General features: G+C 69.1%; 14 protein-coding genes. 7 read left to right on the forward strand and 7 right to left on the reverse strand.

The features are described 5' to 3' along the window. Positions 1-82 precede the first annotated feature (82 nt). Together DMO17_RS01590 and DMO17_RS01595 are read right to left on the reverse strand one after the other, a co-directional pair. The gene (locus tag DMO17_RS01590; RefSeq protein ID WP_110680557.1) at positions 83-298 is read right to left on the reverse strand and encodes a dodecin; all 216 of its coding nucleotides are present in this window, start codon (positions 296-298) and stop codon (positions 83-85) included. A gap of 47 nt (positions 299-345) precedes the next feature. Beyond that, positions 346-1233 carry a LysR family transcriptional regulator gene (locus tag DMO17_RS01595; protein ID WP_110680558.1) on the reverse strand — a complete coding sequence of 296 codons (888 nt, stop codon included), beginning with the start codon at positions 1231-1233 and terminating at the stop codon, positions 346-348. Positions 1234-1345: 112 nt separating this feature from the next. Between DMO17_RS01595 and trpB the strand changes: the two genes are divergently transcribed. From trpB to DMO17_RS01610, 3 genes are all read left to right on the forward strand, one after another. Then, positions 1346-2572 (forward strand): tryptophan synthase subunit beta, encoded by a 1227-nt coding sequence (gene trpB, locus DMO17_RS01600; RefSeq protein WP_110680559.1) that lies wholly within the window; start codon positions 1346-1348, stop codon positions 2570-2572. Beyond that, positions 2569-3378, forward strand: a complete 810-nt coding sequence (gene trpA / locus DMO17_RS01605; RefSeq protein ID WP_110680560.1) for a tryptophan synthase subunit alpha — start codon at positions 2569-2571, stop codon at positions 3376-3378. Before trpB ends, trpA begins: the two co-directional genes overlap by 4 nt. 110 nt (positions 3379-3488) lie before the next feature. After that, positions 3489-3713 carry a hypothetical protein gene (locus tag DMO17_RS01610; RefSeq protein WP_110680561.1) on the forward strand — a complete coding sequence of 75 codons (225 nt, stop codon included), beginning with the start codon at positions 3489-3491 and terminating at the stop codon, positions 3711-3713. A gap of 27 nt (positions 3714-3740) precedes the next feature. Here the strand turns inward: DMO17_RS01610 and DMO17_RS01615 are convergent, their stop codons facing one another. After that, on the reverse strand, positions 3741-4865 hold the full coding sequence (locus tag DMO17_RS01615; RefSeq protein ID WP_110680562.1) for a M14 family metallopeptidase: 1125 nt from the start codon (positions 4863-4865) through the stop codon (positions 3741-3743). Positions 4866-5036: 171 nt separating this feature from the next. Between DMO17_RS01615 and DMO17_RS01620 the strand changes: the two genes are divergently transcribed. From DMO17_RS01620 to DMO17_RS01635, 4 genes are all read left to right on the forward strand, one after another. Next, a complete protein-coding gene (locus DMO17_RS01620; protein WP_110680563.1) occupies positions 5037-5942 on the forward strand; it encodes a LysR family transcriptional regulator in 906 nt (301 codons plus the stop codon). 77 nt (positions 5943-6019) lie between these two features. Beyond that, a complete protein-coding gene (locus DMO17_RS01625; protein WP_110680564.1) occupies positions 6020-7306 on the forward strand; it encodes an NAD(P)/FAD-dependent oxidoreductase in 1287 nt (428 codons plus the stop codon). 42 nt (positions 7307-7348) lie between these two features. Next, complete coding sequence (locus DMO17_RS01630; RefSeq protein ID WP_110680565.1) at positions 7349-7906, forward strand: helix-turn-helix domain-containing protein; 558 nt, start codon at positions 7349-7351, stop codon at positions 7904-7906. An 18-nt stretch (positions 7907-7924) separates the two neighbouring features. Beyond that, positions 7925-9274 carry a glutamine synthetase family protein gene (locus tag DMO17_RS01635; RefSeq protein WP_110680566.1) on the forward strand — a complete coding sequence of 450 codons (1350 nt, stop codon included), beginning with the start codon at positions 7925-7927 and terminating at the stop codon, positions 9272-9274. A 27-nt stretch (positions 9275-9301) separates the two neighbouring features. Here DMO17_RS01635 and DMO17_RS01640 read toward each other — a convergent pair whose 3' ends face one another. The 4 genes from DMO17_RS01640 to aroE form a co-directional block, all read right to left on the reverse strand. After that, positions 9302-9775, reverse strand: coding sequence for a hypothetical protein (locus DMO17_RS01640; RefSeq protein WP_110680567.1), 474 nt, complete (start codon positions 9773-9775; stop codon positions 9302-9304). 116 nt (positions 9776-9891) lie between these two features. After that, complete coding sequence (pbpG, locus tag DMO17_RS01645) at positions 9892-10743, reverse strand: D-alanyl-D-alanine endopeptidase (RefSeq protein ID WP_110680771.1); 852 nt, start codon at positions 10741-10743, stop codon at positions 9892-9894. Between the two features lie 122 nt (positions 10744-10865). Continuing rightward, positions 10866-11732: a carboxylate/amino acid/amine transporter gene (locus DMO17_RS01650; RefSeq protein ID WP_110680568.1), complete on the reverse strand. Its 867-nt coding sequence runs from the start codon at positions 11730-11732 to the stop codon at positions 10866-10868. Position 11733: 1 nt separating this feature from the next. Continuing rightward, positions 11734-12552: a shikimate dehydrogenase gene (gene aroE / locus DMO17_RS01655; protein WP_110680569.1), complete on the reverse strand. Its 819-nt coding sequence runs from the start codon at positions 12550-12552 to the stop codon at positions 11734-11736. Between the last annotated feature and the right edge of the window lie 86 nt (positions 12553-12638).

Genomic DNA, 12638 nt, shown 5'->3' on the forward strand with positions numbered 1-12638 from the left:
TCCTTCGTCGATGAGCGCGCGGGGCACTCCGCCCCGCACCGCTGCAGGCTAACCGGGAACGCCGGGAAAATCCGTGCGCCGCTCAGCTGTTGCTGATACGGAAGCCGACCTTGAGGTCGACCTGGTAGTGCGCCACCTTGCCGTCGACGATATGGCCGCGGGTCTCGACCACCTCGAACCAGTCCATGTTGCGCACGCTCTTGGCGCATTCGGCCAGGGCGTTGGCGATGGCATCCTCGATGCTGACCTTGGAGGTACCGACGACTTCGATCTTCTTGTAGGTGCGGTGATCGGACATGAGCTGTTCCTCAGGCAAATGGACTCCTGTCTGAGGCTAGTCGAGATTCAGCCGCCCAGCTCCCGCCCCAGCCACTGCGCCAGGCGCTCGGCGCGGCTGTCGCGGCTGCGCCCCGGCACCCACAACGCCAGGCGCGCCGGGCTCTCGACGAAGCCCCAGGGCGCGACCAGCCGGCCGCCGGCCAGGTCGTCGGCCACCAGCGGCTGCGGCGCGATGGCCACGCCGAGGCCGGCGGCGGCGGCCTCCAGCAGGTAATACAGATGCTCGAAGCCCTGGCCCTGGCGCAGCGCCGCCGGGTCCAGGCCCTGGGCCCGCGCCCACTGCGGCCAGGCCTGCGGGCGCGAGGCGGTGTGCAGCAGCGGCTCGCCGAGCAGGGCGGCGGCGGGGCGCTCGGCCAGCTCGGCGAAGCGGGCATAGCGCGGGCTCAGCACCGGACCGATGCGCTCGGCGGCCAGCTCGAACACCTGCATGTCCGCCGGCCAGGGCGGCGTGGCGAAGCACAGGGTGGCGTCCACTCCGGGGCGACGCGGGTCCAGCTCGCCCTCGCTGGCCGACAGCTGCAGGCGCAGCTCCGGCAGCTCGCGGTTGAGGCGATCCAGACGCGGGATAAACCAGCGCGCCAGCAGGCTGCCGGGGCAGCCGAGCACGAAGGGCGCGTCGTCCTGGCGCTGGCGCAGCTCGGCGCAGGCGCCGCGCAGGCGCTCGAAGGCATCGGAGGCGGCATCGCGCAGGCGCACACCGGCATCGGTGAGTTTTACGCCGCGCCCATCCTTGACGAACAGAGCCAGGCCGAGCTGTTCCTCCAGCGCACGAATCTGCCGACTCACCGCGCCGTGGGTGACACTCAGCTCTTCCGCGGCCTGACTGACACTCTGCAAGCGGGCAGCGGCCTCGAAGGCGCGCAGGGCATTCAGCGGGGGCAGTTCTCGGCTCATGGCATTGGTGAGTTTTTCTGACAGGTTAGCGCAATCTAATCGCTTTTCAGACCCGCAGCCAGGGGTAGAATGGCGCCATCACCCGCTTAGCCACTCCCGCCAGGAGCCTGACATGACTTCATTCCGCAGCGGTCCCGACGCCAAGGGCCTGTTCGGCCGCTTCGGCGGCCAGTTCGTCGCCGAAACCCTGATGCCGCTGATCAACCAGCTGGCCGCCGAATATGAAAAGGCCAAGACCGACCCGGCCTTTCTCGAGGAGCTGGCCTACTTCCAGCGCGACTACATCGGTCGGGCCAGCCCGCTGTACTTCGCCGAGCGCCTGACCGAGCACTTCGGCGGGGCGAAGATCTACCTCAAGCGCGAAGACCTGAACCACACCGGCGCGCACAAGATCAACAACTGCATCGGCCAGATCCTGCTGGCCAAGCGCATGGGCAAAAAACGCATCATCGCCGAGACCGGCGCCGGCATGCACGGCGTGGCCACCGCCACCGTGGCCGCGCGCTTCGGCATGCAATGCGTGGTCTACATGGGCACCACCGACATCGACCGCCAGCAGGCCAACGTGTTCCGCATGAAGCTCCTGGGCGCCGAGGTGATTCCAGTCACCGCCGGCACCGGCACGCTCAAGGATGCGATGAACGAAGCCCTGCGCGACTGGGTGACCAACGTCCATAACACCTTCTACCTGATCGGCACCGCCGCCGGCCCGCACCCGTATCCGGCCATGGTCCGCGACTTCCAGTCGGTGATCGGCAATGAAGTGCGTGAGCAGATCCTGGCGAAGGAAGGCCGCCTGCCCGATTCGCTGGTTGCCTGCATCGGCGGCGGCTCCAACGCCATCGGCCTCTTCCACCCCTTCCTCGATGACGAAGGCGTGCAGATCGTCGGCGTCGAGGCGGCCGGTCACGGCATCGACACCGGCAAGCATGCCGCCAGCATGGCCGGCGGCGCGCCGGGCGTGCTGCACGGTAACCGCACCTTCCTGCTGCAGGACGCGGATGGCCAGATCACCGATGCCCACTCGATCTCCGCCGGCCTCGACTACCCGGGCGTCGGCCCCGAACACGCCTGGTTGCACGAGATCAAGCGCGTCGAGTACGTGCCCTGCACCGATGACGAAGCGCTGCAGGCCTTCCACCAGTGCTGCCGCCTGGAAGGCATCATCCCCGCCCTGGAGTCGGCCCACGCCCTGGCCGAAGTCTTCAAGCGCGCGGCCAAGCTGCCCAAGGAGCACCTGATGGTGGTCAACCTGTCCGGCCGCGGCGACAAGGACATGCAGACCGTGATGCATCACATGAGCCCCCAAGTTGAACAAGAGCAGGAGAAGCACGCATGAGCCGCCTGCAGAGCCGCTTTGCCGAGCTGAAACAACAGAACCGTGCCGCGCTGGTGACCTTCGTCACCGCCGGTGACCCGGACTACGCCAGCAGCCTGGAAATCCTCAAGGGTCTGCCGGCCGCCGGTGCCGACGTGATCGAGCTGGGCATGCCCTTCACCGACCCGATGGCCGATGGCCCGGCGATCCAGCTGGCCAACATCCGCGCCCTGGCGGCGAAGCAGAACCTGCCGAAGACCCTGCAGATGGTCCGCGAATTCCGCGCCACCGACAGCCGCACGCCGCTGGTGCTGATGGGCTACTACAACCCGATCTTCGCCTACGGTGTCGAGCGCTTCATCGCCGACGCGAAGGAAGCCGGAGTCGACGGTCTGATCATCGTCGACCTGCCGCCGGAGCATAACGACGAACTGTGCGAACCGGCCCAGGCCGCCGGTCTGGACTTCATCCGCCTGACCACCCCGACCACCGACGACCAGCGCCTGCCCACCGTGCTCAACGGCAGCTCGGGCTTCGTCTACTACGTCTCGGTGGCCGGCGTGACCGGTGCCGGCGCGGCCACCATGGACCACGTCGAGCAGGCCGTCGCCCGCCTGCGCCGGCATACCGACCTGCCGCTGTGCATCGGCTTCGGCATCCGCACCCCCGAGCACGCCGCCGACGTGGCGCGCCGCGCCGATGGCGTGGTGGTGGGTTCGGCACTGGTCGACCAGATCGCCAAGGCCGAATCGCCGCCCCAGGCCATCGACGGCGTACTGAGCCTGTGCGCCCAGCTGGCCGAAGGGGTACGCGGCGCGCGCCGCTGAGCGGGGGCAAGACGAACGACCTGGCGGGCCGGCGCCGCACTGACTAGGGTGAAGGGGGATGGCCGCCGTCCGCATCCCCGCGTGCGGGAGCCTGGCACAGGAGTCCCGTCATGGCCGACGACCTTCCCCCGCTGGAGTTTTCCCTGGAGCCGCAGGAGCCCGCCAAGGCGCCGCGGCCCAAGGCCCATTTCCAGATCGATACCCGCGACAAGAGCAAGGGCGAGCGCCGCAAGAACGGCGAGCGCCGGCAGACCATCCGCTTCGAGCAGGACCGTCGCAGTGGTGAGGATCGCCGCCCGCGCGACAGCGGCTGGGAACCCGGCAACGACCTCTGAACGCTGCCGGCGGCCCCCGTCGCTGTCTCAGCGCAGCTTGCCAACCAGCCCCGCCAGCACCCGCAGCACCGCCCGGGCCAGGCCCTTGGAGCGCGCGCCGTTCCAGCCGGTGCGCGGCTGCGGATGGTCGTCGTGGTCCTTGAACGGCATCTCGATGGTGAAGGCCAGGCAGTCGTAGGTCTGCCCCACCCAGTTGCAGGCCAGCGCCAGGTTGGCCTGGCCCGGTTCGTCGCGCGGGTAGCCGTGCAGAGTCTGGAACTCGCCGGCGTCGCTCAGGCGCTCGCGGAACTCCTGCTCCAGCGCATCCAGGCGCGGGCTGAAGCCGGGGTTGCCCTCGCAGCCGGCGGCGAACACGTGGGGGATTTCCTCGTCGCCGTGGATATCCAGGAAGGCGTCCACGCCGATACGCGCCATCTGCTGCTGGACGAACAGCACCTCGGGGCTGCGCTCGGCCGAAGGCGCCTGCCAGGCACGGTTGAGGTCCTGGCCGGCGGCGTTGGTGCGCAGATTGCCGAGGAAGGAACCATCCGGGTTCATGTGCGGCACCAGGTACAGGTCGGCCTCGGCCAGCAGGGTGCGCAGCGCGTCGTCCGGCTGCTCCAGGCGCTCGATCAGGCCCTCCATGAACCACTCGGCCATGTGCTCGCCGGGGTGCTGCTGGGCGATCAGCCAGATCTTGCGTGGCGCCGCCGCCGTGCCGCGCACCTGCAGCAGCGGCAGCTCGCGGCCCTGCAGGCTGCTGCCGCAGGCGACCAGGGCGACGTTGGGCAGCGCCAGCGCACGCACCAGCAGCCGGGCATGGCGCGCGCGGCTGTAGGGCTCGAAGTAGGCGAAGCGGGCGCTGGGCTGCTCGGCCGTTAGCTGGAAGTGCAGGCCGCCCTCGTCATAGGTGGTCGGCACGCGGAACCAGTCCTCGCCGTCATAGCTGGCCACCGCCTGGTAGCCGGCCCAGGCGTTCTTGTAGCTGGACTGCGGCGCGTTCTCCAGGCTGAAGCGGTGCGTCTGCCCCGGCGTCAGGCCCTCGGCAAGGAAGTGGAACCACTGGAAATGCTCGCTGGCGAAGTCCTTGCGGATGGCCAGGCGCACCCGGCTCGGGTCGCTGGCGTCCAGCACCTGGATATTGCCGCTGTCGAAGTCGCTGCGAATCTGCATGGCCTGCCCCTGACGATGAAAACCGCGAGAATAGCCGTCGGCAGGCCCCGGCGCATGCCCGGCCGGCGCGCATGTCGCATCCACGCAACTCGGCTACGCATCGATTGCCGCGCCACGGCTGGCGCGCCAGACTCAGGCAATGACCCCGCTATTCTTGCCCGAGCAGCAACAATGAAAACGACCCTGGACGAACTGCAGGCCTTCACCCACGTGGTGGACGCCGGCTCCATCAGCGCCGCCGCCGAGCAGCTGGGGCAGACTGCCTCGGGCATCAGCCGCGCCCTCGGGCGCCTGGAGGACAAGCTCGGCGTCACCCTGCTGCGCCGCACCACCCGGCGTCTGGAGTTGACCGAAGAGGGTTCGGCCTTTCTCGCCCAGGCGCGGCGCATCCTCGCCGCCGTGGAACAGGCCGAGGAACAGATGAGCCTGCGCCGCCAGGCGCCGGCCGGGCGCCTGCGCGTGGATGCCGCCACGCCCTTCCTGCTGCATGTGCTGATTCCGCTGGTGGCCGGCTTCCGCCAGCGCTACCCGCAGATCGAGCTGGAACTGACCAGCAACGAGCAGAACATCGACCTGCTGGAGCAGCGCACCGACCTGGCCATCCGCATCGGCGCGCTGCGTGACTCCAGCCTGCACGCCCGGCCACTGGGCTGCAGCCCCGTGCGCGTGCTGGCCAGCCCCGCCTACCTGGCCGCGCGCGGCATGCCGCAGACCCCGGCCGAGCTGGAAGGCCACGACCTGCTCGGCTTCACCCAGCTGGAGCACCTCAACAGCTGGCCGTTGCGCCACGCCCAGGGCGACAGCCTGGCGATCCGCCCCACACTCAGGGCTTCCAGCGGCGAAACCCTGCGTCAGCTGGCCCTGGCCGGCGCCGGCCTGGTCAGCCTGTCCGACTTCATGACCGAGCAGGACCGCGCCAGCGGTGCGCTGGTGGAAGTGCTGGCCGACTGGCGCGTCGACCGGCGCCAGCCGATCAATGCCGTGTACTACCGCAACACGGCCCTGGCGGCGCGCATCACCTGCTTCCTCGACTACCTCGGCGAATGCCTGGGCGGACGCGACTGGGCGAAATACTGACCGGCCGGTCTTGGCCTTGTGAACTTTATTGTGTATTTTTTCATGAAATACAGAACAATAAATTTCACGAGGCTCCCATGTTCAAGCAGTCCGCGCAGCACATCGGCACCTACTACGCCGCCACCTATGGCCAGATCCCCCTGCGCCCGCACCTGCAGGAAGCGCTCGACTGCGACGTGGTCATCGTCGGCGGCGGCTTCAGCGGCCTGCACACCGGCCTGCGCCTGGCCCTGGCCGGCAAGAAGGTGGTGCTGCTGGAGGCCAGCCGCATCGCCTGGGCCGCTTCCGGGCGCAACGGCGGCCAGGCCCTGCCGGGCTGGTCCTGCGACATGCCGCCGCTGGAAAAGGCTCTGGGCCTGGAACGCGCCAGGCGCCTGTGGGACAGCATGGTCTGGGCCGCCGAGGAGATGCGCGAGCTGCCCGGCCGCCACGGTTTCGACATCGACTACCGCACCGGCGCGCTGTACACCGCGGTGCTGCCGCGCCGCGTGCGCCAGCTGCAGGAGAGCCTGGAGGAAGCCGAGCAGAAGTACGGCTATGCGCAGCTGAGCTTCATCGCCAAAGAGGAGCTGCCGCAGTGGATCGCCAGCCCGCGCTACCTGGCCGCGCTGTTCGATGCCGGCGCCGCCCACCTCAACCCGCTGAAGCTGGCACAGGGCCTGGCAGGCGCCATCGAGGCGGCCGGCGGACGGATCTTCGAGCAGAGCCAGGCGCTGGACTGGCAGCAGACCGCCGACGGCTACCGCGTGCGCACTGAGCACGGCGAGGTGCGCGGCGACATTCTGGTGCTGGCCTGCAATGCCTATGTCGACGGCCTCGACCGCGAGCTGTCGAAGCGCCTGCTGCCGGTCGGCTCCTACCAGGTGGCCACCGCGCCGCTCGACCCGGAGCTGGCGCGCTCGCTGTTCCCGCGCGGCACCTGCGCCATCGACAACCAGTTCGTCCCCGACTACTTCCGCGTCACTCCGGATAATCGCCTGCTGTTCGGCGGCGGCTGCACCTACCTGGGCGGCATCCCCAAGGACGTGCCGGCAGCCACCCGGCCCTACCTGGAGCGCGTGTTCCCGCAGCTGCGCGGGGTGCAGATCGACTACGGCTGGGGCGGCCATATCGACTGCACCATGCACCGCACTCCGGATGTCGGCCGCCAGGGCCAGAAGTACTGGCTGCAGGGCTTCTCCGGCCACGGCATCCTGCCGACCCTGGCCGCCGCCCGCGCGGTCAGCGATGCCATCCTCGGCCAGGACGAGCTGCTCGGCCTGTACCAGGGCCTGGACAACCCGCGCTTCCCCGGCGGCGACCTACTGGCCGCGCCCATCGAGGCGGTGGGCAAGGCCTGGTACCGCCTGCGCGATGTGATCTGATCCCCTGGCCCGGACTGCATCCGGGCCATCCAAGGACTCCCTATGGATAAGCAAGACGAAATCGAAGGCCTGGCGATCCTGGTGCGCGACCTGCGCAAGCACAAGAACGTCACCCTGGGCGAGCTGGCCGAGCGCATCGGCCGCTCGGTGGGCTTCCTGTCCCAGGTCGAGCGCGGCCTGTCGCGCCCGACCGTGGCCGACCTCACCGCCATCAGCGAGGCGCTGGGCGTGCCGACCACCTACTTCTACAACCCCGGCAAGCCACGCGCGGTGCGCTGGGTGACCCGCCCGGACGAGCGCCGCACCCTCTACTACGCCGGCGGCATCACCGACGTGCTGGCCTCGCCGGGCATGTCCGGCGGCTTCGCCATGCTCGAGAGCTTCCTCGAACCGGGCGCCAGCAGCGGCGAGGGCCACCTCGACGACAGCTCCGAGCAGGGCGGTTTCGTCCTCGAAGGCGAGCTGACCGTCTGGTACGGCGACGACGCCGAACCGGTCACCCTCGGCCCGCGCGACAGCTTCCAGCTGCCGCCGCACGCCCAGTTCCGCTACGCCAACCTCACCGATTCCCCCACCCGAGTGCTCTGGGTCTTCACCTGACCCGCCGCAGATATCGCCATGACAACAACAAGATTCCCCGACCTGCTCAGCGAAGTGCGCGCCTTCCGCGCCGCCCACCCCGACGTGCGCTACGTCGAACTGATCTGCCTGGACATCCCCGGGCACTTCTACGGCAAGCGCTACCCCCTCGACATGCTGGAGAAGGTCGCCGCCGGCGGCCCGCTCAAGGTGCCGCAGAACTGCGTGCTGCTCGGTGCCCAGGGCGGCCTGCACCCGATCGGCGACTACTGCTTCAACGACGGCGACCCGGACGCGCCGCGCCGCCTGATCCCCGGCACCCTCAAGCCGGTGCGCTGGGAGAAGCAGCCGCTGGGGCAGATGCTGATCAGCTCCGACGGCACCGAAGCGCCGATCGAGTTCGAACCGCGCGAGGTGCTGGCCCGCGTGCTGAAACGCCTGCAGGCCAAGGGTATCCGCCCGGTGGTGGCCTTCGAGCTGGAGTTCTATCTGTTCGACAAGAAGCTCGAGAGCGGCCTGCCGCGCTTCCCGCGCGACCCGCTGACCGATGACGAGGACGACCAGCCGAACATGCATATCGAGCGCCTGTCGCGCTTCTCCGAGGTGCTGCACGAGATGGTCGAGGCGGCCCAGGAGCAGGGCGTGGACGCCAACGTGATCACCGCCGAGCTGGGTCCGGGCCAGTTCGAGATCAACTTCGCCCACTGCGACGACGGCCTGCACGCCGCCGACCAGGCCGCCCTGTTCTGCCGCAGCACCCGCGGCGTGGCGATGAAACATGGCTACCGGGCCAGCTTCATGAGCAAGCCCTACCTGGACGCACCGGGCAGCGGCATGCACGTGCACGTCAGCCTGTACGACGAGGGCGGCAACAACCTGCTCGACCTTGATGAGCAGCGCCCGCTGCGCCACGCCGTGGCCGGCTGCCTGGAGCTGCTGCCGCACTGCATGCCGATCTTCGCCGCCAACCACAACGCCTTCCGCCGTTACGGCGCCATGGTCAACTCGGCGAGCAAGGCCAGCTGGGGCTTCGAAGACCGCGACGCGTGCATCCGCATCCCCGAGTCGGACGGCCGCAACCTGCGCATCGAACACCGCCTGGCCGGCGCCGACGCCAACCCCTACCTGGTGCTGGCGGCCATCCTCAGCGGCATGGAACACGGCCTGGAGCAGGGCCGCGAGCCGATCCCCTCGCTCAACCAGGACCGCAGCAGCGGCATCGGCTTCCCCAAGGACATGCTGACCGCGGTGGCGGCCATGGCCAGCCACGAAGTGGTGAAGGACAAGCTGGGCAGCGAGTTCGTCTTCGTCTACTGCGAGAACAAGCGCCAGGATCACCTGCAGTTCATGCACGACATCAGCGCGCGGGAGTATCGCTGGTTCCTCTGAGTCGCCCGGCGCACGGGGCTCGCGGCTTCAGCCGCGGGCCGCGCGCGCCAGCCGCCAGTCGCGCCAGATCACCCAGGCCATCAGGCCGACGGCCAGCACCCGCAGCCACGCGGCCAGGGTGGTGTCGGCGGACAGCAGCCCCCAGCTGCCCAGGATGAAGGTCCAGTCGTGGTCGCCGCCGCCCACCAGGGGCAGCTCCTGGCGACGTGCATCGGCCATGTAGCGGGCCACGTTGAGCAGGTTCTCGGCGAACCAGATCAGGCACAGGTGGCTGCCGCCGACCTGGTGCTGGCGGTGCAGCTGCCAGGCCGCCGCCAGTGGCAGCAACAGCTGCATGAGGGTGCCGCCGTAGACCATCAGCCGCGACGAGACCAGGCCGAACAGCGGGTGGCCCGCCTCGTGGAAGGCCAGGTTGGCCGAGTCGAGGATGGGTACCCAGCCCCAGCGGGCATGGATGAACAGCAGCAGACCGGCACAGGCGGCCAGGGCGAGGGTACGCATGGCGGACGTGGTTCCTTGTCGCGGTGAGGCCGGCAGTTTCCATCGAAGCCGGCCGGGCACCAAGTCCCGCGCAGAAAAAACCCGGCCGTGGCCGGGTTCTGCGAACGACTGCGGCCTTACTGCGCCGCCTGCATGCTGCGGGCGCGCTCGGCCTGCTTGTGCTGCTTGTAGGCCAGCGCCGCCGGCGCCACCTTGGTCACCTGGCCGGTCTCCAGCCAGCGCTTGAGGCGGTTGGCGTCGGCCATGTGGGTGTACTTGCCGAAGGCGTCGAGCACCACGAAGGCCACCGGCTTGCCGGCCATCTGGGTGCGCATCACCAGGCAGTGGCCGGCGGCATTGGTGAAGCCGGTCTTGGTCAGCTGGATGCTCCAGTTCGGCTTGTGCACCAGGCTGTTGGTGTTGCGAAAGCCGAGGCTGTAGCGCGGCTTGGCGAACTGCTGGACGTGCTCGCGGGTGCTGCTGAACTGGCCGATCAGCGGGAACTGGCCGGCGGCCTTGATCAGCTTGACCAGGTCGTTGGCGGTGGAGACGTTCTTCTCCGACAGGCCGGTCGGCTCGCGATAGCGGGTGTGGTTCATGCCCAGGGCGCGGGCCTTGGCATTCATCGCCGCGACGAAGGCCGGCACGCCGCCCGGGTAGTGGTGGGCCAGGCTGGCGGCGGCGCGGTTCTCCGAGCTCATCAGGGTCAGCAGCAGCATGTCGCGGCGGCTCAGCTGGCTGCCGAGGCGCACGCGCGAATAGACGCCGCGCATCTCGGGCACGTCCTTGATCACGATGCTGAGCTGCTGGTCCAGCGGCTGCTTGGCATCCAGCACCACCATGGCGGTCATCAGCTTGGTCACCGAAGCGATCGGTACCTGCAGGTCGGGGTTGCTGGAGTAGAGCACCTGGTTGGTCTTGAGGTCGACCAGCAGGGCGCTGCCGGAGGCGAGTTCCTGGGTCTGCGGCGCCGCCTGGGCGACGCTCATGAAACAGGCCAGCAGCAGGCCGGCAAAGGAGAGGGCTTTTTTCACTGATCGGGTCCGCATGGTTGCAATGAGCCTGGCGGTCCCTGCCGGCGAATGGCAAAAGTATAAGTGTGCTGCGCGTCTCAGGCGAGCGCGCCGGCTCTGGGCCGGCCCATACGCAGCAGGGCCATGGCCAGGAGGATGACGACGGCGCCGGCGGCCAGGCGCGGCAGGTCGAAGTCGCGGTTCCAGATCAGCAGGTTGACCAGCAGGCCAGCCGGCACGTGCAGCTCGTTCATGATCGCCAGGGTTCCGGCGTCCACCCGCGTACTGCCCTTGACCCACCAGTACAGGCCCAGGGCCGTGGCGAACAGCCCCATCCACACCAGCACGCCCCATTGCACGGCCGTCTGCGGCAGCTTCTGCGCATCGCCGAACAGCAGGAAGGAGGGCAGCACCAGCAGCAGCGCGCCGAGGAAGAAATGGCCGAAGAAGCGGTGCAGCGGCTGCGCCGGCTGGTAGTGCAGGAGCAGGCGGCGGCACAGCACCTGGCCGGCGGCGAAGGTGGCGTTGGCGATCTGCAGCAGGACGAAGCCGAGCAGGTAGTCGCCCTCCAGGCGGTCGAAGCGGATGATCACCCCGCCGCCCACGGCCACCAGCGCGGCGAGCAGTGCCCAGGGGCTGAAGCGGCGGGCCAGGGCGTCGTCGAGCAGGGTCACGTAGATCGGCGTGAGCACGGTGAACAGCAGCACCTCGGGCACCGTGAGCACCTGGAAGCTGCGGTACAGGCACAGGTAGGTAATGCCGAACTGCAGCGCCCCGGCCAGCCAGAAGCCGGCCAGCATCCGCCGCGGCAGGCCGCGCCAGAGGGTGAAGGGGAGGAACACCAGGGCGGCGATCAGCACCCGCACCAGCACGGCGAAGTCGCTGTCGACGCGGCCGGCCAGGTACTCGCCGATCAGGCTGAAGGAAAAGGCCCAGAGGGCCGTGACGATCAGCAGGTAGGGCATGTCAGCTCAGCTGGCGACGCAGCTCGGCCAGCACCGGCGCGCTGTCCGGGCGCACCCCGCGCCAGACGCAGAAGGCCTCGGCGGCCTGCTCCACCAGCATGCCCAGGCCGTCGATGCAGCGCGCCGCGCCATGCTCGGCCGCCCAGCGATTGAACGCGGTCTGCTCCTTGCCGTACATCATGTCGTAGCACACCGTGTGGCCGGGCTGGATCAGGCTCGGGTCGATCGGTGGCAGCTCTCCGGCCAGCGAGGCCGAGGTGCCGTTGATGATCAGGTCGACCGGCTCGCTGAGCCAGTCGAAACCGGCCGCCGCCACCGGGCCCAGGTCGGCGAACTCGTGGGCCAGCTGTTCGGCCTTGGCCACCGTGCGATTGGCGATGGTCAGGCTCTGCGGCCGCTCGGCCAGCAGCGGCGCCAGCACGCCACGCACGGCGCCGCCGGCGCCGAGCAGGAGGATGCGCTGGCCCGCCAGGTCGAGGCCGGCGTTCACCGTCAGGTCACGGACCAGGCCGGCGCCGTCGGTGTTGTCACCGAGCAGGCGGCCGTCGTCGAGTTTCTTCAGGGTATTCACCGCACCGGCGCGGCGGGCGCGCTCGCTCAGCTCATCGGCCAGGCGATAGGCCTCTTCCTTGAATGGCACGGTAACATTGCCACCACGGCCCTCGACGAAGAAGGCGCGGGCATAGCCGGCAAAATCGTCCAGCGGCGCCAGCAGGGCCTCGTAGGTCAGGTCCTGGCCGGTCTGCGCGGCGAACAGGCGGTGGATCAGCGGCGACTTGCTGTGGCCGATGGGGTTGCCGAAGACGCCGTAGCGATCCATGGAAAATCCTTGTGAAGTTGAGCTTCTTCTCCCCTCGCCCATTGATGGGAGAGGGGTCGGGGGAGAGGGAAAAGACAGCCTCGCCC

Source organism: Aquipseudomonas alcaligenes, from assembly GCF_003205495.1.
In the GTDB taxonomy this organism is placed as follows: Bacteria; Pseudomonadota; Gammaproteobacteria; order Pseudomonadales; family Pseudomonadaceae; genus Aquipseudomonas; species Aquipseudomonas alcaligenes_B.

Bases quoted from the DNA above. Each gene is read 5' to 3' on its own strand.
- DMO17_RS01590 (WP_110680557.1), bottom strand. From the start codon at position 298: ATGTCCGATCACCGCACCTACAAGAAGATCGAAGTCGTCGGTACCTCC.
- DMO17_RS01595 (WP_110680558.1), bottom strand. From the start codon at position 1,233: ATGAGCCGAGAACTGCCCCCGCTGAATGCCCTGCGCGCCTTCGAGGCC.
- trpB (WP_110680559.1), top strand. From the start codon at position 1,346: ATGACTTCATTCCGCAGCGGTCCCGACGCCAAGGGCCTGTTCGGCCGC.
- trpA (WP_110680560.1), top strand. From the start codon at position 2,569: ATGAGCCGCCTGCAGAGCCGCTTTGCCGAGCTGAAACAACAGAACCGT.
- DMO17_RS01610 (WP_110680561.1), top strand. From the start codon at position 3,489: ATGGCCGACGACCTTCCCCCGCTGGAGTTTTCCCTGGAGCCGCAGGAG.
- DMO17_RS01615 (WP_110680562.1), bottom strand. From the start codon at position 4,865: ATGCAGATTCGCAGCGACTTCGACAGCGGCAATATCCAGGTGCTGGAC.
- DMO17_RS01620 (WP_110680563.1), top strand. From the start codon at position 5,037: ATGAAAACGACCCTGGACGAACTGCAGGCCTTCACCCACGTGGTGGAC.
- DMO17_RS01625 (WP_110680564.1), top strand. From the start codon at position 6,020: ATGTTCAAGCAGTCCGCGCAGCACATCGGCACCTACTACGCCGCCACC.
- DMO17_RS01630 (WP_110680565.1), top strand. From the start codon at position 7,349: ATGGATAAGCAAGACGAAATCGAAGGCCTGGCGATCCTGGTGCGCGAC.
- DMO17_RS01635 (WP_110680566.1), top strand. From the start codon at position 7,925: ATGACAACAACAAGATTCCCCGACCTGCTCAGCGAAGTGCGCGCCTTC.
- DMO17_RS01640 (WP_110680567.1), bottom strand. From the start codon at position 9,775: ATGCGTACCCTCGCCCTGGCCGCCTGTGCCGGTCTGCTGCTGTTCATC.
- pbpG (WP_110680771.1), bottom strand. From the start codon at position 10,743: ATGAGCGTCGCCCAGGCGGCGCCGCAGACCCAGGAACTCGCCTCCGGC.
- DMO17_RS01650 (WP_110680568.1), bottom strand. From the start codon at position 11,732: ATGCCCTACCTGCTGATCGTCACGGCCCTCTGGGCCTTTTCCTTCAGC.
- aroE (WP_110680569.1), bottom strand. From the start codon at position 12,552: ATGGATCGCTACGGCGTCTTCGGCAACCCCATCGGCCACAGCAAGTCG.